This window comes from Ruegeria alba (assembly GCF_022321465.1).
GTDB lineage: Bacteria > Pseudomonadota > Alphaproteobacteria > Rhodobacterales > Rhodobacteraceae > Ruegeria_B > Ruegeria_B alba.
Genome location: NZ_JAKOEM010000005.1, coordinates 37438 through 61950 on the forward strand (window position 1 = coordinate 37438; position 24513 = coordinate 61950).

Consider the following 24513-nt stretch of genomic DNA (forward strand, 5'->3'; position numbering starts at 1 on the left):
CTGCACTGCGGCAAAAGGTGACCTTTGGACTCAGGTTCCAAAACCTATCTGCCCCCTGACAGATAGTTCAAAGGACCTGACATGAGCGCCATCGACCTGCCCCGCAACCTGCCCCTGGGCCAGCGCCTGCTGTTTTCCGTGCCTCTGCTGGGCCGCATCGCCAAGGAAGTGGCCTATGGCGACAGCGACAACATCTATTACGCCATTGCCGCCGCGCTCAGCCTTTGGGGCATCGCCATCCTGTTGTTCGGCATTCCGGGCCTCTACATTCCGGCGCTGGCGCTGGTCCCGGTGATCTGGGCGGTGCTGATCCTGATCACCCGCGGCTGAGTGCGCCGGACAGGATGTCGCTTGGCACCCCGGCGCGTTCCGGCATAGGGTGCCGCGGAAAAGACGGAGCCTGCCCATGCAAGAGAGCTGCGACATCCTGATTTCCGGCGGCGGCATCGCCGGACTGACCGCGGCGGCGGCCTTTGGCAGCGCCGGGTTCCGGGTGATCTGCGTCGACCCGGCCCCGCCGGTGACCGAACGCGACGTGGACGGATCGGACATGCGCACCACCGCATTCCTGCAACCGGCGCAAGTGCTTCTGGAAAACTGCGGCCTCTGGGCACGGCTGGCCGATCACGCCGCCCCCTTGCAGATCATGCGCATCGTCGATGCGGGTGGCGCGGTGCCCGAACCGCGCGTGGTGCGCGATTTCAACGCCGCCGACCTGAGCGACAAGCCCTTTGGCTGGAACCTGCCCAACTGGCTGCTCCGGCGCGAGATGGTGGCGCGGCTGGCCGAGCTGCCCAATGTGGATTTCCGCCCCGGCACCGCCACCACCAGCCTGTTCACCCGCACGGCCGAGGCCCGCGTGGGGCTGAGCGACGGCAGCCGCGTGACCTGCAAGCTGGTGCTGGCCGCCGACGGGCGAAACTCACCCATGCGCGAGGCGGCGGGGATCGGGGTCAAGACCACCCGCTATGGGCAAAAGGCGCTGGCCTTTGCCGTCACCCACCCGATCGCGCATCAGAATGTCTCGACCGAGATCCACCGATCCGGCGGGCCGTTCACGCTGGTGCCCTTGCCCGACTGGGAAGGGCAACCATCCTCGGCGGTGGTGTGGATGGAGCGGGGGCCGCGCGCAGTAGAGCTCCTCGAAATGCAACCCGAGGCATTTGAGGCGGCCATGACCGAACGCTCCTGCGGCCTCTTCGGGCCGTTGAAACTGGCCTCGCGACGTACCATCTGGCCGATCATCAGCCAATCGGCAGAGCGGCTGACCGGCGAGCGGGTCGCGCTGATGGCCGAGGCCGCGCATGTGGTGCCGCCCATCGGCGCGCAGGGGCTGAACATGTCGCTGGGCGACTTGCGGGCGTTGCTGGAACTGGCGCAGGCCCGGCCCGAGGACTTGGGCGATGCGCAGATGCTGGCTGCCTATCACAAGGCGCGTCATGCCGAGATCGAGCTGCGCGTGAAGGGGATAGACCTGCTCAATCGCGCCTCGATGGTCGAGGCGCGCCCCTTGCGGGACGCGCGCGCGATGGGGTTGAACGCGCTTTATTCACTGGCACCGGTACGCCGGACCCTGATGCAGATGGGTCTGGGCGTGCGGTAAGCCCCGGGGCGCTGCCCCGGACCCCGGAGTATTTCCGACCAGAAAGAAACCAGGCTCAGAGCACCTGGTCGAGCACGCGTTTCAACCGGTCAATCGTACCATCGACATCATAGAGCTTGTCGAGGCCGAAGAGGCCCAGTCGGAAAGTCCGAAAATCGGCCGGTTCATCGCATTGCAGCGGCACGCCAGCAGCGATCTGCATGCCCAGGACGGCGAATTTCTTGCCGTTCTGGATCTCGGGATCGCTGGTATAGCTCACCACCACGCCGGGTGCGCCGAACCCTTCGGCGGCGACAGAGACGATGCCCTTGCCCTTGAGCAGCGCGCGCACCCCGTTGCCCAGCGCCCATTGCGCCTCGCGCAGTTTGTCGAAGCCGTAGTCGCGGGTCTCGGCCATGGTGTCGCGGAAGGCGCGCAGCGCGTCGGTGGGCATGGTGGCGTGATAGGCATGGCCGCCGCCCTCATAGGCCTTCATGATGTCGCGCCATTTCTTCAGGTCGATGGCGAAACTGTCCGACTGCGTCTCTGCCAGACGCGCCTCTCCGCGTTCGGACAGCATCACCAGACCAGCGCAGGGCGAAGCGCTCCAGCCCTTTTGCGGCGCCGAGATCAGCACGTCTACGCCGGTCGCCTGCATATCGACCCAGACGCAGCCGCTGGCGATACAGTCGAGTACCATCAGCGCGCCCACCTCATGCGCGGCAGAGGCCATGGCAGTGATGTAATCATCGGGCAGGATCACCCCGGCGGCGGTTTCCACATGCGGGGCAAAGACCACATCGGGTTTCTGCTCGCGGATGGCCGCCACCACATCTTCGATGGGCGCCGGGGCGAAGGGCGCGGTGCTTTCATTGCCGCTGCGGCGCGCCTTCATCACCGTTGTCTCGGCAGTCAGACCGCCGGTCTCGATGATCTGGCTCCAGCGATACGAGAACCAGCCGTTGCGCACCACCAGAACGCGCGCGCCCCGGGCGAATTGGCGCGCGACCGCCTCCATCGCATAGGTGCCACCGCCGGGAACGACCGCCACGGCATCGGCATTGTAGACCGCGCGCAGCATGTCGGAAATGTCCCGCATCACCTGTTGAAAGGCCGTGGACATATGGTTGAGCGAACGGTCGGTAAAAACGACCGAGAATTCCTCGAGCCCATCGGGATCGACAGTATCCAGTAGTGCGGCCATCGCGGGCTCCTCTCCTTGTTCCAGGCTCTTTCATGGCCGCTCTGCGCCGCCGGGTAAAGAGGGGAGCGCGGCCGGGCGTCTTGGCCACGCGGATGGAACCGGGGCTTTGCCCCGGACCCCAAGGTATTTTTGAACAGAAGAAAGCGGAAGATGCGCTGATTGTGCCCGGGGCCGCCATGCTCGGATGCTTGCCGGCGCGCACGGCGCCGTGACCTCTCAAGCGAATCGCTGCGGGCAGGGAATGGCGCGCAGGACGGACGCATTGAGGGCGCTCGAACGACCGGGTAGCGCGGCTGTAAAGAGATCTACCCGCGCTCGTGAAGCTGGGGCGTGCCCACGCGGGGCATCTCCGCCTCGTTAACCTCAACACGTTAACCTTAATACAGACGATGTTCTTTCCCTGTATCGAATATGCGTGATGTTGACGTAGATATGACGCTACTTAGGGTCAACTCCCCTTTACTCTTTCCGAAAAATACGGGCACAAACACGCACGGAATACAGGTAAAGGACCAGTTACCCTTGAAACAAAAGAAGCGAACCAGCTTTCATGCCGTCCGCGACGAGGTGAAACGCCGGATCGAAAGCCGGATTTGGCCGCAAGGGACATTGCTTCCAACCGAGTCGGAACTTGCAGAGGAGTTCGGCTGTGCACGTGCCACGGTCAACAGGGCCTTGCGCGAATTGGCCGAGCAGGGATTTGTCGAGCGCAAACGCAAGAGTGGCACCCGGGTCAAGATGGCGCCGGTCCGGCAGGCCCGTTTCGAAATCTCGCTGGCCCGCCGCGTGGTCGAAGAACAGAATGCCGATTACCGCTATGCGCTGGTCGAGCGGGCGGTGATCACCGCGCCCGCCTGGCTGGCTTCGCAACTGGGGCTGCACCCCGGCACGCGGGTGCTGCACCTGCTGTGCATGCATTATGCCAACAACCAGCCCTTTCAGCTTGAAGAGCGCTGGGTCAGCCTGTCCGCCGTCCCGGCGATGGAAGAGGCCGATCTGAGCCGGACCGGCCCGACCGAGTGGTTGCTGACCGCGATCCCTTTTACCGATGCCGAAATCGCCTTTGGCGCCATCGGCGCCGACGGGCGGCTGGCCGAGTTCCTGTCGACCTCCGTCGGCATGCCGGTGATGCAGATGGAGCGCACCACCTGGCTCAAGGGCGAGCCCGTGACCTTTGCCCGGCTGACCCATCACCCCGGTTATCGCATCCGGACCGAGTATTAACCGATCGGGCCTGGCAGGCGCTCCTCGCTGAGCAGCACATTGGCCTCGACCTCGCCCGCACCGGGCAGAGTCATGATCCGGCGGCGCAGGACGCGTTCGAAATCGCTGAGGTCGCGCGCCACCACGCGCAGGCGATAGTCGTAGAGGCCCAGGACATGTTCGACCGTCTGCACCTCGGGGATGGCGCTGACGGCGCGTTCGAAATCCTCGAGGCTGACGCGCCCCTTGCGCGCCAGCTTGACCCCCAGAAACACGGTGACGCCAAATCCCAGCGCCTCGGCGTTCAGACGCAGGCGGCGGCCCTTGATCACCCCCGCCTCCTCCAGCCTGCGGATGCGCCGCCAGGTAGCAGGCTGCGACAGACCGAACCGGCGCCCCAGCGCGCCCGCGCTTTGGGTCGCATCCTGGGCCAGGGCGCGCAACAGTTTGCGGTCGATCTCGTCCAGGTCCGTCATACCGGCAATACCTCGTCGCGCTTGAGCCGCGCGATATGCATCAGCGCCTCGATATCGGCAATATGCGGCAGGGTCAGGATGCGGTCGCGATAAAGCTGCTGGTAATGGGCCATGTCGCGGGCGATCACCGACAGGCGCACATCGACCCGGCCCAGAAAGGTCTGGATCTCGATCACCTCGGGCACCTTGCGCGCGGCCCCGATGAAATCGTCAAAGGCGCGCGGCTGGGTCTTGTCGAGCGTGACGCGCAAACTGACCTCGACCGCAAAGCCCAGCGCCGCCCAGTCGATCACCGCCTCCTGCCCCTGGATGATACCGGCGGCCTGCATCTTTTCGATCCGCCGCCAGCAGACGCCCGAACTGATCCGGCACCGCTCGGCCAGTTCGGCGGCGCTGAGACTGGGGTCGGCCTGGTAATGGCGCAGAATGCGGCGGTCGATATCATCGAGCATGAATTTTCCGTATTTCTCGAACTTGGCGAATTATCTTTCATCAAACTGACGAAATCTCAACCTCATTCCTCTCGCACCTCGGCGTAACAGCCTATAGAAACGCGGCAATCGAAACAGAAAGGACCGGCATCATGCGCGTCTATTACGATCGTGACTGCGACATCAACCTGATCAAAGACAAGAAAGTGGCCATCCTGGGATATGGCTCGCAAGGCCACGCCCACGCGCTGAACCTGCGCGACTCGGGCGCCAAGAACCTGGTTGTCGCCCTGCGCGAAGGCTCGGCCTCGGCCAAGAAAGCCGAAGGCGAAGGGCTCAAGGTCATGGGCATCGCCGAAGCGGCGGCCTGGTGCGACGTGATCATGTTCACCATGCCCGACGAATTGCAGGCCGAGACCTACAAGAAATACGTGCATGACAACATCCGTCCCGGCGCCGCAATTGCCTTTGCCCACGGCCTGAACGTGCATTTCGGCCTGATCGAGCCCAAGGAAGGCGTCGACGTCATCATGATGGCGCCCAAGGGCCCCGGCCACACCGTGCGCGGCGAATACACCAAGGGCGGCGGCGTGCCCTGCCTGGTGGCAGTTCACACCGACGCCACCGGCAAGGCGCTAGAAACCGGCCTGTCCTATTGCTCGGCCATCGGCGGCGGCCGTTCGGGCATCATCGAGACCAACTTCCGCGAGGAATGCGAAACCGACCTGTTCGGCGAGCAGGCCGTGCTGTGCGGCGGCCTGGTCGAGCTGATCCGCTGCGGGTTCGAGACCCTGGTCGAGGCGGGCTACGCCCCCGAGATGGCCTATTTCGAATGTCTGCACGAGGTGAAGCTGATCGTCGACCTGATCTATGAAGGCGGTATTGCCAACATGGATTACTCGATCTCGAACACCGCCGAATACGGCCAGTATGTCACCGGCCCGCGCATCCTGCCCTATGAGCAGACCAAGGCGTCGATGAAGGCCGTTCTGACCGACATCCAGCAGGGTAAGTTCGTCCGCGACTTCATGCTGGAAAACGCGGTTGGCCAGCCGACCATCAAGGCCTCGCGTCGCGCCAATGACGAGCACCAGATCGAGCAGGTCGGCCAGAAGCTGCGCGACATGATGCCCTGGATCTCGGCCGGCAAGATGGTTGACAAGTCGAAGAACTGATCCGCAGGTTCAGGAACACGAAGGGCGCGCCGATTGCGCGCCCTTTTTCATTGCAGCGGCGAAGCGGGGTGAACATGAACCCGCGTTTCCTGCCCTTCTCCTGTCAAACGAAAGAGGTTTTGACGCTTGGACAAGTAGCCGCGCCAGGTTTTGTCCGGGTGATTGCTGATTCGAACATCATGGCTCGCACGCATCAAACCGTTGAGCTGCACAAGCGGTACACCCTGAGAAGCGCTGTCATGCTTTGACACCACATTGCGCACAAGATCGTGCAACTTGGCCGGCTGGGGGTTGGGGCAGGCCCGCATTTCCTCGCTCGAAGTCTGTTTCGACCTGGGTCTGAGGATGTGGAACTCCGAGCATATCGCACGAAATCCGGGCGGGCTCTTGTCTTCGCCACTGCCAATGACACGCACTCCACGTTCGATCAACCGGGTTGCAAGATGGCTGAAATCACCATCCGAACTGACGATCATAACCGTGTCCACCTGCCTGCAGCAGGCAAGCTCGATCGCGTCAATCGCAAGCAGGATATCGGCGGAATTCTTGCCGGATCCGCTATGGATCACCCGGAACCCGGGCGTTTTCTCCCAGTTCGGCAATCTGCTTGCATCCCCATACACTCGCCGAAACCGGGCTGGGGCAACGTTCTGCGCGATCTTCCCGATCTGAGATGCGTACTCGGCACTGATATTGTCACCATCGATCAAGAGCGCGAAACCGGGCCTGTCCATTCTGTCGTTAATCTCATATTGCAACTTCGACTCTAGTTGCACGAAATGGCGGCAGAACTTTGACTGAGTTGAGAAAGTTTCGCCCCGCTCCGAAACGTTCGTCATTGACCTCGGAAAGAAGCAGAGGCTTTCTGTCGACACCTCATCAACGGGAAGACAATGACCCAATCCCCTGACATAACGGCGAAAAGCTGGGCCATGGTGGCGACGCTGGGCTTTGTCTGGGGTGGGACATTCCTGATCAACGAACTGGCGCTTGAGGGGATCACGCCGTTCTGGCTGGCCGCCGGGCGGGTCTGTTTCGGGGCGGTGCTCAGCACGCTGGTCTGGCGCCTCATGGGCGGGCGGCTGTTTTCGGCGCCGTTGAGCCGGTCAGAGCGCCTCTCGCTGGTGACCATCGCACTGCTCAGTTCGGCGGTGCCCTTCTCGCTGATCGCATGGGGTCAGCAATATGTGACGGCCGGGTTTACCGGCGTCTCGATGGCCTCGATCGCGCTGATGGTGCTGCCACTGGCGCATTTCCTTGTGCCGGGCGAGCGAATGACCTGGCGCCGCGCGCTGGGATTTGCCATCGGCTTTGCCGGAGTTGCGCTGCTGATGGGGGCGCAGGCGTTCGAGAGCAGCGGCGCGACGCTGGAACTGCCCGGGCGGCTGGCCTGTCTGGCGGCGACCGCCTGTTACGCGGTGGCCTCGATCCTGATGCGGCGGCTGCCGGCGGTCGATCCGGTCGGCCTGTCGACCGTACTCTTGCTGATCGGGGTGGTCGCGGTGCTGCCGATGGCCTGGATCGCCGAAGGCCCGCCGCCCTCCACCGATCTGCGCACGCTGGGCCTGATCGTGTTCCTGGGCATGGTGCCCACGGCCGCGGCGAATCTGCTGCGCGTCACCCTGATCCGCAGCGCCGGGCCGGTGTTCATGAGCCTGACCAACTATCAGGTGCCGGTCTGGTCGGTCCTGCTGGGCGCGGCCCTGTTGGGAGAGCCGCTGCCGCCGGTCCTGCTGTGGTCGCTGCTGCTGATCCTGACCGGGGTCGGGCTCAGCCAGTATGGCGCGCTCAGGCGCCTGTTCGCCCGTCAGTAACGGCCGATCTTGAGTTTCACCCGGTCCAGCACCTTGCCATCGGCGCCAACCGCCTGCACCACCGCCTCATAGGTGTTGCCACGCCCGCCCGAGCAGGGCGGCAGATAACCCTTGGAGGCGTATTCGCCGGTGCTGCGCGCCGGGGCCACAACCCGTACCCCGCCCGGCAGTTTCGCGGTCATGCCCGGCACCGCGGGCAGCTTGGCGCTGGCGCCCTTGACCGGATAGCCGATGGTGCCATGCCCGCCCTTGCTGGAGAGCGGCTTGTAGCTTTTGTCGTTGTACTGAACCACCAGCATCACCGTGCCTTCAGGGATGCCCGCCACCTGCATCGGCGGCGTCGCACCCTTGCCGCCCTGCAACTGGCAATGCTGGCCCTTGGGGATCTTCTTGCCGTCCCAGGGTGGCAGCAGATCAACCGTCATCCCGGCCTGGGCCATTCCGGCCGAAAGCAGAAATGCAAAAGTGGTCAAAGAACGAAACATCCAGAATTCTCCCTGTTCAACGGGGGCAGGATGCGCAGCGCCGCGCCTGTTTTCAAGCCTGAACCGCGTCGGCCACCGCCTCGACCACGCTATCGACGGTCCGCTCCAGCAGCGCCTCGTCCTCACACTCGGCCATCACCCGGATCAGCGGTTCGGTGCCAGACTTGCGGATCAGCAACCGGCCAGAACCGTTCAGCGCCGCCTCGGCCTCGGCAATCGCGACCTGAACCGGCGCAGTGTCAAGCGGCGCCTGGCCGGCGGCAAAGCGCACATTCTTGAGCAGTTGGGGAACCGGTGTGAACTGGCGGGCAAGCGCGCTGGCGGGTTGGCCAGACCGCACCATCTCGGCCAGGAAATGCAGCCCCGCCATCAGCCCGTCGCCGGTGGTGGCATAATCGCTCATCACGATATGGCCCGATTGTTCGCCCCCCAGGTTGAACCCGCCCTCGCGCATCCGCTCGACCACGTAGCGGTCGCCGACGGCGGTGCGTTCCAGCCTGATCCCTTGCCCGTTCAGGAACCGCTCCAGCCCCAGGTTCGACATCACCGTTGCCACCAGCGCCCCACCGGCAAGCTGGCCTTCGGCGGCCCAGCGTGCCGCCAATAACGCCATCAGCTGGTCCCCATCTGCGGGGGTGCCGGTCTCGTCGATCATGATCACCCGGTCGGCGTCACCGTCCAGCGCGATCCCCACATGGGCGCCATGCGCCACCACCTGTTCGGCTGCCGTCTGCGGATGGGTCGAGCCGCAGCCCCGATTGATGTTCAGCCCATCGGGCGCGATACCCACCGGGATCACATCGGCGCCCAGTTCCCACAAGATCTCGGGCGCGGCGCGGTGGGCCGCACCATTGGCGCAATCGACCACCACCTTGAGCCCGTCAAGCCGTAGATCGCGCGGCAGAGAAGATTTCACCCGCTCGCCATAGCGGAACCGGGCATCATCGACCCGCTTGGCGCGACCGATATTTTGCGCTTGCGCCGGCTGTACGCCAGCCTCAATCAGCGCCTCGATCTCGATCTCGGCCTGATCGGACAGCTTGAACCCGTCCGGGCCAAAGAACTTGATGCCGTTATCCTCGGCCGGGTTGTGGCTGGCGGAAATCATCACCCCCAGATCGGCCCGCATCGAGCGGGTCATCAGCCCCACCGCGGGTGTCGGCACCGGGCCAAGCAGCAGTACGTTCATACCGGTCGAGGTCAGCCCCGCGGTCAGCGCGCTTTCCAGCATATAGCCCGACAGGCGGGTATCCTTGCCGATCACCACACGGTGCACACCGCTGGCGTCACGGCGGAAATAGCGGCCCACGGCGGCGCCGATCCTCAGCGCCATCTCGGCGGTCATCGGGTGGGTATTGGCGGTGCCCCGCACCCCATCGGTACCGAATAGCTTGCGCATCCCCGCCTCGCTTTTCTTGAAATCCCTGGCGGAACAGCTTTAGCGGACGGCGGCCCAGAGGCGCAAGGCCTGCGCGGTTTCTGCCACGTCATGCACGCGCAATATCTGGACGCCCTGCGCAAGCCCCGACAAACCAACGGAAATCGAGCCTGGCCCGCGCGCCTCGGCGCGCGGTTCTTTGCCGATGGCCCCAATAAACCGCTTGCGCGAGACACCTAGCAAGATCGGACAACCGATGCCGTGGAACAGTGACAGGTTTCGTAGCAGTGTCAGATTGTGTTCCTGCGTCTTACCGAACCCGATACCCGGGTCGATCACGATCTGGCCGCGCGTCATGCCCTGCGCGACCAGCCGGTCGGTCTGAGCGGCCAGAAAATCAAAGACATCGAGCAGGACATCCTCGTAGTGCGGATCATGCTGCATGGTCGCCGGATCACCCTGTGCATGCATGATACAGACCGGAGTCCGCGTCTCGGCGCAGAGGGGTGCCAGCGCGGCGTCAAAGGTAAAGCCCGACACATCGTTCACCAGGCTTGCACCGGCGACCAGCGCCGCCTCGGCTACGCTGGCCTTGCGGGTGTCGATGGAAATGGCAGTGCCGGTTTCAGCCCGGATCACTTCGATAACGGGTGCGGTTCGACTGATTTCATCCTCCGCAGGCACCTCAGCCGCACCGGGCCGCGTGGACTCTCCGCCCACGTCGATCAGGCTCACACCCTGCGCGACCATTTCAATTGCGGCACGACGGGCGGCCTCGACCTCGAAATGGCGCCCCCCATCCGAGAAGCTGTCAGGCGTAACGTTGAGAATACCCATCAGATGCGGGCGGTTCATGTCGAGCCCGGCCAAGGCCGGACGTGGCAGCGTAAGCCGTTCAAGATACGACATCGGGATCTCGCCGACCGGGATCACCGCGCCCGGCTGCCCTCGACGCAAGTGCTCGGCATGGGTGAACCAAAGCGCGCTGCCCGCCAGCGGCTCTGCGTCATTGGGCCGTACCGCGCCCTGCTGCACCAGCGGACGAAAATAGTCGCTCACAGGTCGGACTGCTCCACCGGAACCGCGCGCAGCGGCACATCGGCCCCAACAGGCAGCGACGCGCCAATCACCAACATCTCGCCTGCCTCGAAGGTGGCCGCGAACCAGGCGGCCAACGCAACCGCCTCGGACGGTTTGGCCGAAGGGCCATCCACCGCGTCGAGTACGATCTTTGAGGGTGCCCAGACACATATCTGACCGTTCTTCATCGCCCAGTCCAGTTCGGTCCGGGTCGAGACCACCTTGCAACGCAGATCGCGCGCGGCCAGCTGCCAGGCGTTCTGCTCGATCGCCAACAGGTCGATGCGACGCTGGGTCATCGCATGACCGGTCTGTGGGACCGCAAGGTCCGACGCCCCGACACAGATGATCAGAGGACGGTCGCGGTGTTCCAGCTGGTCGATCCAGCCTTTGAGGTTATCCGACGCAATCGCCGCGTTGGACAGGTAGACAAGGCGCGGATGGGGGCGCAGATCCTCGGTCTGGTCCACATGCAGCTTGTCGCGACCGCGCACGATCTCGACCCCCAACGCACCGGGGCCGCGATCCAGCTTCTCGATGCGGACAAAGGCGCGCACTGCCTGCGGCTCGTGCAGGATGAGCTCGGCCACGCGTTCGGCCAGCGTTTCAAGCAGGTTCAGCCGCTCTTCAGCCAGCGCGCGAGCAATTGCCTCGGTCACGCGATCATAGGACAGGATACGGTCGACGTCGTCGTCGATGGGGCCGGTCAGCGGCATCACCTCGACCACCACGTTGAAACAGATGCGCTGGGTGGTGCCGCGTTCGGCCTGGAATGCGCCGATCTCGACCTCGACCACATGGTCGCGCAACGAGATACGGTCCAGCGGACCGCGCGATGCCGTCGCTTCGGAACGCTCCGAGGGATGGGCAAAGGCGAGGCGGATTTCGGAACTCATCTGGCGGGCCTTTCCGGGGTCGTGTCAGTCTGCCCTCAATAGGCGCAGATCCAGCCTATAGCAGGACGACATGCGCCGCACCAGTTATCGAATGCGTCATCAGGTGACGCGAAACCAGCTTGTCATGCCCGAAGACGCGTGGCCCAACATGTGGCAATGCAACAGCCAATCGCCCGGATTGTCGGCGACCAGGGCAATCTGGCGGGTTTCACCACGCGCCACCAGCACCGTATCGCGCCAGGGGCCAAGCTCTCCGTTCGGGGCAATCACCCGGAAATGGTGCCCGTGCAGGTGCATGCCATGGTCAAAGGCGGTTTCGTTGACGAATGCGATCCGGTGCAGGCTGCCGCGCGCCGCGTTCAGGAACGGGGTTTCGGGCCGGTCGGCCTGACCGTTCAGGGCCCAGAACCGGCCCAGCTGCGCCAGTTCGCGCCCGCTCAACTCGGTCTCGCCCAGCCGCGCGCTGTCGAGCCAGCGCATCGCGCCGCCCTCCAGCCGCATCTGGTGCAGCGGGCTGTCGGCCAACCCCTCGATCACCGGCAGCGGATTGGGCGGCAACGGCACAGGCGCCTCGCGGGTGGCACGCGCGCCCTGCCCCGCGACGTCGAACCGGCACAGGCCATAACCACCGTCGCGCTCGATACTGAGAAGGCTGGCGGCGGTGCCGCTTTCGGCGGTGATGTCCACGATCAGGTCGGCCCGCTGCGCCGGTGCCAGGGGAAAGGCACCACTGACCGGCAGCGGTTCCTCCAGCGGCATCCCGTCCAGCGCCACGATCCAGCCCTGCATGCCGTCGAGTCCCAGCTCGAATACCCGCGCATTGGCCGCGTTGATCAGCCGCAGCCGCAGCCGCGCGCCCTGCCTTGCAGGATAGGCCGGGTCGAAACCGCCATTCACCGTCAGCAGGTTGCCCAGCCGACCGGCATGGCTGAGGTCATGGCCATTGTCGAAATCGCCCGCCAGCGCGCCGGTTTCGGGGTCGAGCCGCCAGTCGTCCAGTACCAGCACCCATTCGCCGTCGATATCGGGCACGCTGGGTTCATCGACGATCAGGGGTCCATAAAGACCGCGCGCGACCTGCTCCATCGACCGGTTATGCGAATGGTACCAATAGGTGCCCGCGTCAGGCAGGGTGAAGTCATAATCGAAACTGCCACCCTGTGGCACCGCCTGTTGCGTCAGGCCGGGCACGCCGTCCATCGCATTGTCGATGCGGATGCCGTGCCAATGCACGGCGGTCGGTTGCGGAAGCTCGTTCATCAGGCGGCGGCTGAGACGCGCGCCCTGTGCAACCCGGATTTCCGGCCCCGGCGCGCCACCATCATAACCCCAGATCGCAGTGTCGGGATAGCCCTCTGGCGCGATCTGCTGGCGTGCCTCGCGCGCGGTCAAAGTGACCGGCCCGGCTGCGGCCAGACGCGGCAGCAGCGCGCTGGCAGCCGCGGCTTTCAGAACATGTCGGCGAGTCAACAGCATTGCGGGCCTCCTTCATCGCCCGCAATATAGTCTTGCGCCAAGCCCCTGCCAGCAGGGTTCCAGCGCGGGTGCGTCACTCAGTTGCTCGCTGTGCGCTGACCATGCCGGTAGAACAGGTGCACCCCGATCTTGGCCGTCTGGGTGAACCGGCGGGCCCAGCTGGGGCGCACGGCGGTAGTGTGGTAATAGGTGGCCCCATCCGTCAGGCTTTCGGCGGCCCCGTCCATGGCCAGGCGCGCAACCTTGGCGACCCGCTCATAGGCCTGTTTCTCGGCGATGACTTCCTTGCGCCCGTCGCAGGTATAGGTGAACTGGCACTGATACTTGCGCCCGGTTCCCTGACGAATGACACCGCAGGGCGTGTTCGGAAAGCGCTCGCTCTCGACCCTGTTCAGGATCACTTCGGCTACGGCAAACTGACCCTTCACGGTCTCGCCGCGCGCCTCGAAATACAGCGCCTCGGCCAGGCATTGCCATTGCTCTCCACCTTGGGCCCGGGGCTGTCCGTCGATCCAGGAACGCGAGAACGTCACCTCGGTCACCGGTGCGTCTTGTTCCGACTTCGGCATAAGAGCGCTGAGATAGTCGCGAAAGGTCCTAACCTCGCGATTGGCATCGCGCTGAGTTTCGGCTTTGAGGCCCTCGGGCCCCCGATCGGCAACAGCAAAATTGGGCAGCGTGACAGCAGCAGAAAGCAGCACTGTCAGAACAAATCGTTTCATCTTCTTCCCCCAGATCAGGCATCACGCACCGGTACCTCCCCAGTCGGCGCAGACAGCCCATACTCCAGACGGGCGGAAAGATCTAGTTTTTGCAAATTTGCAAGGGTTTTCTGGGGCTCACGTCCAGAAATGCAAGGCATACTACCCCACTCGAATCCACTATATCTTGGCGCTCAACTCAGCCGAAACACCAAGTTTATCCGAAATCGCCAGCTGCGCGGCAGCCAGTCGCGCCACCGGAACCCTGAAGGGCGAACAGGACACATAGTCGAACCCCGCGGCCCGGCAAAAGGCGATTGATTCGGGGTTTCCGCCATGTTCTCCACAGACCGAAACGGTCACGCCGGGCTGACCACGGCGGCCCCGTTCGACCCCCAGTTTCAGCAATTCGCCCACCCCTTCCCGATCCAGAACGTGGAAGGGGTCCTCGGGAAACACGCCCTGGCGGACATAGGCCGACATGAACCGACCGGCATCGTCGCGCGACAGGCCATAGGTCATCTGGGTCAGGTCATTGGTGCCGAAACTAAGAAACGATGCGCAGGCGGCGATCTCGTCGGCGCGCAAACACGCGCGCGGGGTTTCCACCATGACGCCCAGGCGATAGTCGAACTCCTGCCCGCGCTCGGAGGCGACGGCGGCGGCAACCGCGTCGATGCGGGCCTTGACCAGCTCCACCTCGCGCTTGGCAGAGACAAGCGGGATCATCACCTCGGGCACCACCGGTTCGCCCTTGCGGCTGGCCTCGAGCGTCGCCTCGAAGATGGCGCGGGCCTGCATGTCATAGATCTCGGGCACGGTGACCCCCAGCCGCACACCGCGCAGGCCCAGCATGGGGTTGTATTCGCTCATCGCCTCGACCCGGCGGGTCACGTCGCTGACCGGCAGGTCCAGCGCCTCGGCCAGTTCGCGCTGGCCGCTGCGGGTGGTGGGCAGGAATTCATGCAGTGGCGGGTCGAACAGGCGGATGCAGACCGGCTTGCCCTCCATGATGCGGAAAAGCTGCACGAAATCCTCGCGCTGCATCGGCAGCAGCCGTTCCAGCACCGCCTTGCGCCCCGATGGCGTGGCGGCAAAGATCATCTCACGCATCACTGTCAGGCGACCGGGCTCAAAGAACATGTGCTCGGTCCGGCAGAGCCCGATGCCCTGCGCATCGAAATTGCGCGCGGCCTGAGCATCGGCGGGGGTGTCGGCATTGGCGCGGATGCCGATATCGCGTTCGGCATCGGCCCAGGCCATCAGGGTCTGGAAACTGTCATCCAGCGCCGCCTCCATCATCTCGGGTTCGCCCGCCAGCACCTGGCCGGAACTGCCATCGATGGTCAGGATGTCACCGGTGCGGAACACCCGCCCGTCGGGCGCCTTGATCATGCGCGCCTTGGTCTGGAACTCCATGTCCGAGGCGCCCACGATACAGGGCAGGCCGAGGCCCCTCCCGATCACCGCCGCATGGCTCGTCATGCCACCCCGTTCGGTCAGCACCGCCACGGCCGCATGCATGCCACGTACATCCTCGGGCGAGGTCTCGCGGCGCACCAGCACGCAAGGCTCGCCCCGCGCCGCACTCGCCTGCGCCTCGGCCGCGGTGAAAACGATCTTCCCGGTGGCCGCGCCCGGGCTGGCGGCAATACCGGTGGTCAGCACGTCGCGCTTTGCCTGCGGGTGCACCTGACGGTGCAACAACTCGTTCACCGAATGCGGGTCGATGCGCATCACCGCCTCTTGCTGCGGGATGATGCCATCCTCGGCCAGCCGTACCGCGATGCGCAGCGCCGCGCGGGCGCTGCGGGGCACGCGTACCCCGTCCAGGATATGCACACGCCCGGATTCGATCACGAATTCGACCTGCATCTCCTCGCGCAGCTTTTCGCGCATCAGCGCCGCGTGCTGCTTGAGCGCGGCAAAGGCCTCGGGCGCCACATCCTCGAGCGAGACGCCGCGCGGGTCCTTTTCGAGATAGAGCGCCTCGGCCCCTGCCCCCAGCGCGTCGCGGCCCTGGCTCTGGCTCAGGTAGCGGCCGGTGATCTGTGGCAGGCCGGTGGCCGGTTCCACCAGTTGCAACACGCCCGAGCCGCATTCACCCTGGCCGAGGCCGGGGATCATTTCCTGCACCACAAGGCCAAGCCCCGCATCGGCGGGCGCGCCCTTGGCCTGACGCAACAGCCGGGCCGAGGTGCCCTCCCACGCGCGCGCCATCGAGCGCAGCACGGCGGCCAGTTGCTCGCCCGGATCCTGGGGAAAGTTCTCGTCGGTCTCGTCTTCATAGGCGCGCAACGACTGGCGCAGCCCCTCGCGTCCGTCGGCCTCGATCTCGTCGAACACGTCCGGGTCCAGACGGGCCACGTGAATGGCGAAGGTCTGCACGAAGCGCAGGTAGAGCGCCGCCGCCGCCTCGGCCCCCATCCTGTCGCTCAGTTCAACGAAACGGGCATCGTTCATGCCGATATTCAGCACCGCACCGGGCCCACCCCAATCAGGGTCCTCGGAGCTGGGCCGCACACAGAGCAAAGCGGTCGGTTCGAACTGACCGACAATGGCCGCGATATCGGGCAGCTGGCCTTGCGCGATGTCATGCACCGCCGAAAAGGACAGCGCCACCGTCCGCGGCACCGGCAGGTCGAGGCGTACCAGACGTTGCAGGCATTTGGCGCGGCCGCCATGGGTGCCTGTTGCCACCGGTGCGGTGGCGGTGATCAGCGTGGTGTTCGGATTATTCTGCACTGCGGCACCCCTCGTTTGCGTGCAGAATAAGGGCGTTTGAAGGCGGCGCAAGCGCCATGTGCGCACAGACAGCGCCCGCGGCTACTGGGCATATGAGTATTTGTGACCAGAAAGAAGCAGCAGCACCGGATCTCGGCAGACCGAGCGCCTGACGAGGCCCGATGCGCGCCACAAGGGGATGGCGCGTCGGGTGCCTCAGCCGTCGATCCGCGTCAGATCGGCGACACTGGAACAGACCTTGCGGATATGGCTGAGCAGGTTCAGGCGGTTGCGGCGCACCACCTGATTGTCGGAATTGATCTGCACCTCTTCGAAGAAGGCATCGACCGGCGCACGCAGGGCGGCCATGGCCGTCATCGCTGCGGCGAAATCCTCGATCTTGAGCGCGGCGTCGATGGATGCCTCAGCCTGATCCAGCGCGGCAAACAGCGCCTTTTCGCTGTCGGCCTCGGCAAATTTGATATCGGCTCCAAAGGAGTATTCGACCCCGTCCTTTTCCTCGGCCTGGGTCAGGATGTTGTTGGCGCGCTTGAAACCCTGCACCAGGTTCTCGCCATCCTCGGTGGCGATCACCGTGTTGAGCGCGCGGGCGCGTTTGACCAGTAGGTTGAGGTCGTCGTTGCCCTCCATCGCGATACAGGCGTCGATCACGTCGTGGCGGATGCCCTCGTCGCGCAGAAAGACCTTGAGCCGGTCATGGATGAAGGAAAGCAGGTCGGCGGAGAGATCGGGAACGTCCCCGGCCAGTGCCTCGAGCGCGTCCGCATCACCCAGCTTTTCCCTGATGGTCTCGAACGCGGCGCCGAACACGCCGTGATCGGCGATCTCTTCGATCAGGTCGCGCAATTCGGCCTCGCCATTGCTGGCGTGATACTTGTGGCGCAGCAACTGGGCGTCGATAGGTCGGTCCAGCGGTAGGCGCAGGTCGTTGGCCAGCACCAGCCGAATCACCCCCAGCGCAGCGCGTCGCAGAGCAAAAGGGTCTTTCGAGCCGGTCGGCTTCTCGTCAATGGCCCAAAAGCCGGTCAGCGTGTCGAGCTTGTCGGCCAGCGCCACGATGACCGAAAGCGGCGCGGTAGGTACGTCATCGGAGGGGCCGAGCGGCGAATAATGATCCTGCGCCACGGCTGCTATGGCCGCATCCTGACCCGAAGCTGCAACATAATAACGCCCCATAAGTCCCTGAAGTTCAGGGAATTCGAACACCATCTCCGAGCTCAGATCAGCCTTGGCCAGTGTCGCGGCCTGTTTGGCCTGCCCGGTATCGGCTCCGACCATCGGTGCCAGATCACCCGCCAGCGCTGCGATGCGGCGGATACGGTCGCCCTGCGAACCGAGCTTGTTGTGGAAGGTCACGTTTTCAAGGGCCTCGGTCCATGCCCCCATGCCCGTGTGCGCCACGCGCAAATCGTTGTCCCAGAAGAACTTGGCATCGGCCAGCCGAGCTGACAGCACCTTTTGGTTGCCCGCAAGTATGGTGGCGCCATTGTCCGCGGTCTCGCGGTTGGCGACGGTGACAAACCGTTCGATCCGGCCCGTCTTAGGGTTCCGGACCGAGAAGAATTTCTGATGCTCGCGCATCGAGGTTTGCAGCACCTCGGGCGGCAGGTCCAGAAATTCGGCCCCGATCTGGCCCATAAGCACGACGGGCCACTCGACCAGGCCGGCGACCTCAGCCAAAAGCCCCTTGTCCTCGACCAGTTCCAACCCGGCGGCAAAGGCCATGTTCTGGGCATCGTTCCAGATGTGCTCTGCCCGCTCGGTGGGGTCCAACACCACGTGCGCGCGCTTGAGCTTCGCCTGGTAATCCTCGAAGGAAGTGACGGAAAACCGGGCCGGCGCCATGAAACGATGCCCAGTTGTGCGATCACCTGCCGTGATTCCGTCGACGTCGAGCGGTACCACCTGCGTATCGGCCTCGGTGGTCAGAATGCACAGGATCGATTGCAGGGGTCGCACCCAGCGCAAGGACCCAGCCCCCCATCGCATCGACTTGGGCCAAGGGAAATTGCGGATAGTGTCTTCCAAAACCTCGGCAACGATCGCTGCCGCCGGGCGGCCGGGTTTTTCGATGGTTGCAAAATAGACCGCACCTTTGGGCGTTTCGCGTTCTTCAAGCTGGTCGCGGTTGATCCCGGCACCGCGCAGGAACCCGTCTATTGCTTGTTCCGGCGCGCCTACCTTTGGACCCTTGCGCTCTTCGCGGAGCGCCGGACTTTCGGCCAGCAACCCCTCGATGGCCAACGTCAGACGGCGCGGCGTGGTCAACGCGGCGGCATGGGCATAGGTCAGTCCGGCCTCGACCAGACCGTCGGTGATCCGCTTTTTCAGGTCCTCACCGGCACGCGCTTGCATACGGGCGGGGATCTCTTCGGAAAACAGTTCGATCAGCAGGTCGGGCATGGTCGGTCCTTAGAAATTGACGATCATCTGGATGACGACCGCATTGGCGATATCCACAAAGAAGGCGGATACAAGGGGGAGCACGATAAAGGCAAGAGGCGACGGGCCATAGCGCTTGGTCACGGCCGTCATATTTGCAATCGCGGTGGGGGTTGCGCCCAGCGCAAAGCCACCGAACCCCGCCGCCAGCACCGCCGCGCGGTAACCGCCGCCCATGACCCGGAACAATACCAGCAGGATGAACCCCAGCGCAAACAGCGTCTGAGCGGCGATGATCACCGCAAGCGCCAGGCCGGTCTCGGCGATGGTCCAGAGTTGCAGGCTCATCAGCGACATCGCCAGGAAGGCGCCCAGCGCGAATTCCGAGATCAGCGCCAGCGTGGGCGTGCGCGACACGCGCGGGGCACGCGGAAACAGGGCCGAGCGCAGGTTGCCCACCACGATGGCGGTCAGCAGGCAGGGCACGAAGAGCGGCAGTTTCAACCCCATCTGGTCGATGGTTTCGTGCAGTGCAAAGCCCAGCAGGATCGCCACGTTAAGCGTCAGAAGCACCCTCATCAGCGACTTGTGGTCGATCCGGGGGGGCTCCTCGTCCATCTCGTTGGGCAGACCAACGGTCAGTTCCTCGTCCGGGCGGTTCGGGGTCAGGTTGCGGCTGTCGACCAGATAGGTGGCGATCGGGCCACCAATCAGCGCCGCGATCACCAGACCCAGCGTCGCCACCGCGACCCCCAGTTCTGTGGCGGCTGTCAGGCCGGTGACCCGTGCTACCTCGGGCGCCCAGGCGATGGCGGTGCCGTGTCCCCCGATCAGCGACGCCGAGCCGAACAGCACTCCCGCCTGCGGCGGAAAGCCGAACACCACCGCGCCCAGCACCCCGATCACGTTCTGCGCCAGAATGGTCAGCAGGGTCAGCACCAGGAGGATCGCCAGCGGTTTGCCGCCCGCGATCAGATCGCCAAGCCGCGCGTTCAACCCGATACCGGTAAAGAACAGAACCAGCAGGAAATCGCGCCCGGTCAGATCAAAGGCCAGTTCGATCCCGAACAGGGAATACAGCGCCAGCGCCACCAGCGAAGCCAGCAAGCCGCCCGTCACCGGTTCGGGGATGCTGAACCGCTCCAGAAACGGCAGCCGGTCATTGATACGTACACCGATCAGATAGACCGCCAGCCCCAAGGTCACGGTCATGAAGGCGGATATGTGCAGTGTCTCTGTCACCGGTTTCCGCCTGTCGCTTCAGTTTTCGGGGCGCGGTGGACATTCCTCGCCCACCACGGTGCCGTCATAGGCTTTTTGCCCGCAATTGTTGAGCGTATGCCAGACATAGCCACGCCCGTCCTCGGCCACGGTGACGATCCTGTCCACCCCATAGTGGATGTTCTTGGCCGCCAGATAGGCGCGCGCTGTCCCGGCTTTCAGCGCCGCGGCAATCGCCGTCGCGTCGTAGCAATCGAACCAGGCGGGTGCGGTCAAGGGTTCGGGCGCGTCGGCGGGTTCATAGCCTGCGCTCAGCGCATCGAGGGTCAGATCGGTGGTGAAACAGGCGCGGTAGCGAATGGGCGAGCTGTCGGCGTCGATGGCCTGAAACCCGTCATAGGCTATGGGTTGCGGTGCGCCACCGCCCAACGGCATCAACGCCACGTCCTGCCCCGGTCTGGCCGTGACCTCGTAGTAGAAGCCATAGACCTGAAGGTAGTACATCGCCGCGCCGGCGGCCGCACCGCAGAGCAGCAGCACAATGACCGAGACCTTGCCTGTCATGGGTATCTCCGATTGACCGCCTGGACCCGGCTTCAGATCCAGTCGAGATTGACCTTGCTGGTGGCGTATTTCTCCCCAATCCGCTCTTTCAGCGCCCGAAAGCGCGGGCGCAGGTCGGGAAACTTGCGTTCATGGGTTTCGACAAGGGTGACGCGGACCGGCGCGAACAGGTCGCGCTCTTCCATCGCTTCGAGTATGTCCAGTTCGGCCCCTTCGATATCCATCTTAAGCATGGCGATATCGCCGTGGGCGGCGACCAGCCCGGACAGGAAGGCGGGAAAGTCGATCATCTCGACCTCGATCACATTCTCAGCCTGGGTGCTGATGCCCCGCCCCCCGGGCAGTGTGGTGCTCATCACCGTATTCTTCTTGGGATCCTCGCCAAAGCTTTCGGCGCGCATTAGGCCGATACTGCCCGCCGTCACCCCGGCGGCCTGATTGTGCAGATGCACATTCGCGGCATCGCCAAACCGACCTTCGAGCAGGGAAAAAGCATAGGGGTCAGGCTCGAAACAATGAACGGTTGCGCCGGTCGCGGACAGCACCTCGGTGACATCACCGACATTCGCGCCGCAGTCGATCGCCACGTCACCGGGCCGCAGCATGGCCGCGGCCCCGGTCATGAAACCTTCGCTTTGCGCCGTGCGGACATGGCGTTTCAACCGGCGCCGCGCCTTGCGCAGCTTCTCCTCATAGGCGTCGCGTGTTGCCTGATCCATGGCGGTTGCCCCTGCCCTGTTGTCCTCAGGCCGTAGCATAGCCCCCGGCAGCGGTCTGCACAAACGCATCCGCGCATTGCTTGGCCAGCGCCCTCACCCGTCCGATATAGGCCTGCCGTTCGGTCACCGAGATCACGCCCCGCGCATCCAGCAGGTTGAAGATATGGCTGGCCTTGATGCACTGGTCGTAAGCCGGATGCGCCATCACGATGCGCTTGCCAGTCTTGGGGTCGTCATGGCTTTGCGCCAGGATCGCGGCGCATTCCGCCTCGGCCTCTTCGAAATGCCGCAGCAGCACCTCGGTATTGGCCACATCGAAATTCCAGCGCGCGTATTCCTCTTCGGTCTGCTTGAACACGTCGCCATAAGTCAGCGGAATCGGAGATTGCGGGTCGTTGAAGGGCATGTCCATCACATGGTCGATACCCAGCACATACATCGCCAGACGCTCCAGACCATAGGTCAGCTCGCCCGAGACGGGCTGGCAGTCATGCCCGCCCACCTGCTGGAAATAGGTGAACTGGCTCACCTCCATACCGTCGCACCAGACTTCCCAACCCAAGCCCCATGCACCCAGCGTCGGGCTTTCCCAGTCATCCTCGACAAAACGGATATCATGGAGCGCCATGTCGATGCCGATCGCCTCCAGCGAACCGAGATACAGCTCTTGCAGATCGGGCGGGCTGGGTTTGATCAGCACCTGGTACTGATAGTAATGCTGAAGCCGGTTCGGATTCTCGCCATAACGCCCGTCGGTCGGGCGGCGCGAGGGCTGCACATAGGCCGCGGCCCAGGGCGCACTGCCCAGCGCGCGCAGGGTGGTGGCGGGGTGGAACGTGCCCGCGCCCACCTCCATGTCATAGGGTTGCAGGATGGCACACCCCTTTGACGCCCAATATGTCTGCAGCCGCAGGATAATCTCCTGGAACGAACGCGGAGTGATGGGGGTCGGATGGGTCATGGCGGCCTCGGGCGCTGGATGGCGATAGGATCGAGCCTTTCCTATGCAACCGCCCCCCCAGCGTCAACGGCGCATCTGCCCTGCCTCGGCACAGGCTGCTGCGCTGATATCGCCACACCCCACAGCACCGCGCGCCTGCCCCATGGCAATTGCCGCGATTTCCTGCATAACCTGCGCGGACGATACGTATTTGAAGGTACGAGACCCAACAATGATAAGACCGCTGATCGCCGTCCTTTCGATTTTTTATCTGATTTCATCTGCCGCACTGGCCCAGCAATCCACAGACGAGGTGGCCTGGGTCCAGATCGAGGCGCACCCCAATCTTCGCACCGCGCAGGACCGCGCTCAGACCTATGCCTCCAATCTGTCCGACGTGGCCGGGTTCTCGCTGGGTGGGGGCTGGTACGGTATCGTGCTGGGCCCTTATCTGCGCGATGATGCCGAGCAGGTTTTGCGGGTCTATCGCACCGAGCGGCGCATTCCCGGAGACAGCTTCATCACCTTTTCGGGCGCGCTGGCGCAACAGTTCTGGCCAATGGGTTCGGATTTGCTGAACCGGGGTGCGGTGGTGGCACCAGTCGAACAAACCGCGCCCGAGCCGGTGGCCGAAGCAACGCCGCAGGCGCAGCCGGAACCGGCGGACGAAACCCCGGCCGAGGCACGCCGCAGCGAGCAGGCATTGACCCGAGAGGAGCGTCAGGGGCTGCAGACCGCCCTACAGGCCGCTGGTTTTTACAATGCCGCGATTGACGGCGCCTTTGGCGCTGGCACCCGCCGGTCGATGGCCGACTGGCAGGGCTTCAACGGGTTCGAGGTCACCGGCGTGCTGACCACCCGCCAGCGCAAGGTGCTGATGGATCAGTACAACGCGCCGCTGATCTCGACCGGCATGGCGCGTCACCGCGACACCGCTACCGGGATCGAAATGGACCTGCCGCTGGGCGTGGTCCGGTTCAGCCGCTACGAGGCGCCCTTTGCCCATTTCGATGCCTCTGACACGCTGGGCGCACGGGTGCTGCTGATCAGTCAGCCCGGCGACAAGGCGACGCTCTATGGCCTCTATGACATCATGCAGACGCTGGAGATCGTGCCGCTGGACGGTCCGCGCGAACGGCGCAGCGACAGCTTCACACTCGAAGGGCACGGCAATGGCATCGTATCCTATACCGAGGCTGCGCTGAGTGGCGGTGAGATCAAGGGTTTTACCCTGATCTGGCCTACCGGCGACGAGGATCGCCGCACCAGGGTTCTGGATGCGATGCGGGCAAGCTTTAGCCGCACCGACGGGGTGCTGGATCCGGCGGCGGGTGGCGACGCGGTACAAAACGTCGATCTGGTCTCGGGGCTGGAAATCCGCAAGCCGCGCCTGTCACGCTCGGGCTTCTATATCGATGGCAAGGGCACCGTGATGACCGTGGCCGAGGCGGTGCAGGGCTGCACCCGCGTAACGCTGGATGGAAGCTATGACGCGCGAGTGATCGACACCGATGCCGGTCTGGGCGTGGCGGTGCTGCGGCCAGATCAGGCGCTGGCACCCATGGTGGTGGCCGGATTGGGCCGCGAGATGCCGCGCTTGGGCGCCGAGATCACGGTGGCGGGCTATGCCTACGAAGGTATCCTGGGCGCCCCGACGCTGACCTTTGGAACGCTCGATGACGTCAAGGGCCTGCGCGGTGAAACCGAACTGGCGCGGATGGGTCTGCTGGTTCAAACGGGCGATGCAGGCGGGCCAGTGATCGACGACCAGGGCGCGGTGGTGGGCATGCTGCTGCCGCAACCGGCAACCGGCCAGCAATTGCCGCGCGGAGTAAGCTTTGCCGCCAAGGCGCAGGCCCTGCGCGACGTGCTCGCCGCTTCGGGAATGACCCCACGTGAGGCGGCGCCGACAGGCCGGATCACTCCGGACGAACTGAACCGACGCGCCAGCGGCATGACGGTTCTTGTCAGCTGCTGGGATTGAGACCCGGCGTTCCGGCAAAGCCGGAATTTTGCAAAAATTCCGGCCTGGAAAACATCC

22 protein-coding genes are annotated in these 24513 nt (G+C 64.4%); 6 read left to right on the forward strand and 16 right to left on the reverse strand.

What is annotated here, in order from left to right; genetic code table 11:
* Nucleotides 1-81: 81 nt before the first annotated feature.
* The gene (locus MB818_RS08040) at nt 82-330 is read left to right on the forward strand and encodes a hypothetical protein (RefSeq protein ID WP_234137850.1); all 249 of its coding nucleotides are present in this window, start codon (nt 82-84) and stop codon (nt 328-330) included.
* A 76-nt stretch (nt 331-406) separates the two neighbouring features.
* Nucleotides 407-1603, forward strand: a complete 1197-nt coding sequence (locus MB818_RS08045) for a UbiH/UbiF family hydroxylase (protein ID WP_238904728.1) — start codon at nt 407-409, stop codon at nt 1601-1603.
* 55 nt (nt 1604-1658) lie between these two features.
* Here the strand turns inward: MB818_RS08045 and MB818_RS08050 are convergent, their stop codons facing one another.
* Nucleotides 1659-2786: an aminotransferase class V-fold PLP-dependent enzyme gene (locus tag MB818_RS08050; RefSeq protein WP_234137848.1), complete on the reverse strand. Its 1128-nt coding sequence runs from the start codon at nt 2784-2786 to the stop codon at nt 1659-1661.
* Between the two features lie 522 nt (nt 2787-3308).
* Between MB818_RS08050 and hutC the strand changes: the two genes are divergently transcribed.
* Entirely contained in the window at nt 3309-4010 is a 702-nt protein-coding gene (gene hutC, locus MB818_RS08055) for a histidine utilization transcriptional repressor HutC (RefSeq protein ID WP_238904730.1), read from the forward strand.
* On the opposite strand, the gene MB818_RS08060 is transcribed toward hutC, so the two are convergent.
* A complete protein-coding gene (locus MB818_RS08060) occupies nt 4007-4465 on the reverse strand; it encodes an Lrp/AsnC family transcriptional regulator (protein WP_234144866.1) in 459 nt (152 codons plus the stop codon). The two genes, hutC and MB818_RS08060, sit on opposite strands and share 4 nt — an antisense overlap.
* A complete protein-coding gene (locus tag MB818_RS08065; RefSeq protein WP_238904731.1) occupies nt 4462-4917 on the reverse strand; it encodes an Lrp/AsnC family transcriptional regulator in 456 nt (151 codons plus the stop codon). Before MB818_RS08065 ends, MB818_RS08060 begins: the two co-directional genes overlap by 4 nt.
* Before the next feature lie 131 nt (nt 4918-5048).
* On the opposite strand from MB818_RS08065, the gene ilvC reads away from it, so the two are divergent.
* Nucleotides 5049-6071: a ketol-acid reductoisomerase gene (gene ilvC, locus MB818_RS08070; RefSeq protein WP_234137844.1), complete on the forward strand. Its 1023-nt coding sequence runs from the start codon at nt 5049-5051 to the stop codon at nt 6069-6071.
* Between the two features lie 47 nt (nt 6072-6118).
* Here ilvC and MB818_RS08075 read toward each other — a convergent pair whose 3' ends face one another.
* On the reverse strand, nt 6119-6910 hold the full coding sequence (locus MB818_RS08075; protein ID WP_234162964.1) for an NYN domain-containing protein: 792 nt from the start codon (nt 6908-6910) through the stop codon (nt 6119-6121).
* Nucleotides 6911-6964: 54 nt separating this feature from the next.
* Between MB818_RS08075 and MB818_RS08080 the strand changes: the two genes are divergently transcribed.
* Nucleotides 6965-7885, forward strand: a complete 921-nt coding sequence (locus tag MB818_RS08080; RefSeq protein ID WP_238904732.1) for a DMT family transporter — start codon at nt 6965-6967, stop codon at nt 7883-7885.
* Here the strand turns inward: MB818_RS08080 and MB818_RS08085 are convergent.
* The 12 genes from MB818_RS08085 to MB818_RS08140 all read right to left on the reverse strand — a co-directional run bounded on the left by MB818_RS08085 (nt 7879) and on the right by MB818_RS08140 (nt 22493).
* Nucleotides 7879-8370, reverse strand: a complete 492-nt coding sequence (locus MB818_RS08085) for a hypothetical protein (RefSeq protein WP_234162965.1) — start codon at nt 8368-8370, stop codon at nt 7879-7881. The two genes, MB818_RS08080 and MB818_RS08085, sit on opposite strands and share 7 nt — an antisense overlap.
* Nucleotides 8371-8422: 52 nt before the next feature.
* A complete protein-coding gene (glmM, locus tag MB818_RS08090; RefSeq protein WP_234137840.1) occupies nt 8423-9769 on the reverse strand; it encodes a phosphoglucosamine mutase in 1347 nt (448 codons plus the stop codon).
* Nucleotides 9770-9808: 39 nt separating this feature from the next.
* The gene (gene folP, locus MB818_RS08095) at nt 9809-10807 is read right to left on the reverse strand and encodes a dihydropteroate synthase (RefSeq protein ID WP_234137839.1); all 999 of its coding nucleotides are present in this window, start codon (nt 10805-10807) and stop codon (nt 9809-9811) included.
* Nucleotides 10804-11724 (reverse strand): dihydroneopterin aldolase, encoded by a 921-nt coding sequence (locus tag MB818_RS08100; protein WP_234137838.1) that lies wholly within the window; start codon nt 11722-11724, stop codon nt 10804-10806. The genes folP and MB818_RS08100 overlap by 4 nt, the downstream gene beginning before the upstream one ends.
* Before the next feature lie 99 nt (nt 11725-11823).
* Complete coding sequence (locus tag MB818_RS08105; RefSeq protein WP_238904734.1) at nt 11824-13200, reverse strand: multicopper oxidase family protein; 1377 nt, start codon at nt 13198-13200, stop codon at nt 11824-11826.
* A 77-nt stretch (nt 13201-13277) separates the two neighbouring features.
* Nucleotides 13278-13922 (reverse strand): cell wall hydrolase, encoded by a 645-nt coding sequence (locus tag MB818_RS08110; RefSeq protein WP_234137836.1) that lies wholly within the window; start codon nt 13920-13922, stop codon nt 13278-13280.
* 159 nt (nt 13923-14081) lie between these two features.
* On the reverse strand, nt 14082-16646 hold the full coding sequence (gene ppdK / locus MB818_RS08115; RefSeq protein WP_234137835.1) for a pyruvate, phosphate dikinase: 2565 nt from the start codon (nt 16644-16646) through the stop codon (nt 14082-14084).
* Between the two features lie 195 nt (nt 16647-16841).
* Nucleotides 16842-19049, reverse strand: coding sequence for a glycine--tRNA ligase subunit beta (gene glyS, locus MB818_RS08120; RefSeq protein ID WP_234162967.1), 2208 nt, complete (start codon nt 19047-19049; stop codon nt 16842-16844).
* Between the two features lie 9 nt (nt 19050-19058).
* A complete protein-coding gene (gene gltS / locus MB818_RS08125; RefSeq protein ID WP_234162968.1) occupies nt 19059-20270 on the reverse strand; it encodes a sodium/glutamate symporter in 1212 nt (403 codons plus the stop codon).
* Between the two features lie 18 nt (nt 20271-20288).
* Nucleotides 20289-20813 (reverse strand): DUF6446 family protein, encoded by a 525-nt coding sequence (locus tag MB818_RS08130; protein ID WP_238904736.1) that lies wholly within the window; start codon nt 20811-20813, stop codon nt 20289-20291.
* A gap of 32 nt (nt 20814-20845) precedes the next feature.
* Nucleotides 20846-21532 carry an FkbM family methyltransferase gene (locus tag MB818_RS08135; protein ID WP_234137831.1) on the reverse strand — a complete coding sequence of 229 codons (687 nt, stop codon included), beginning with the start codon at nt 21530-21532 and terminating at the stop codon, nt 20846-20848.
* Nucleotides 21533-21557: 25 nt separating this feature from the next.
* On the reverse strand, nt 21558-22493 hold the full coding sequence (locus tag MB818_RS08140; protein WP_234137830.1) for a glycine--tRNA ligase subunit alpha: 936 nt from the start codon (nt 22491-22493) through the stop codon (nt 21558-21560).
* A gap of 211 nt (nt 22494-22704) precedes the next feature.
* Between MB818_RS08140 and MB818_RS08145 the strand changes: the two genes are divergently transcribed.
* Nucleotides 22705-24456 (forward strand): trypsin-like peptidase domain-containing protein, encoded by a 1752-nt coding sequence (locus tag MB818_RS08145; RefSeq protein ID WP_234137829.1) that lies wholly within the window; start codon nt 22705-22707, stop codon nt 24454-24456.
* The last annotated feature ends 57 nt before the right edge of the window (nt 24457-24513 follow it).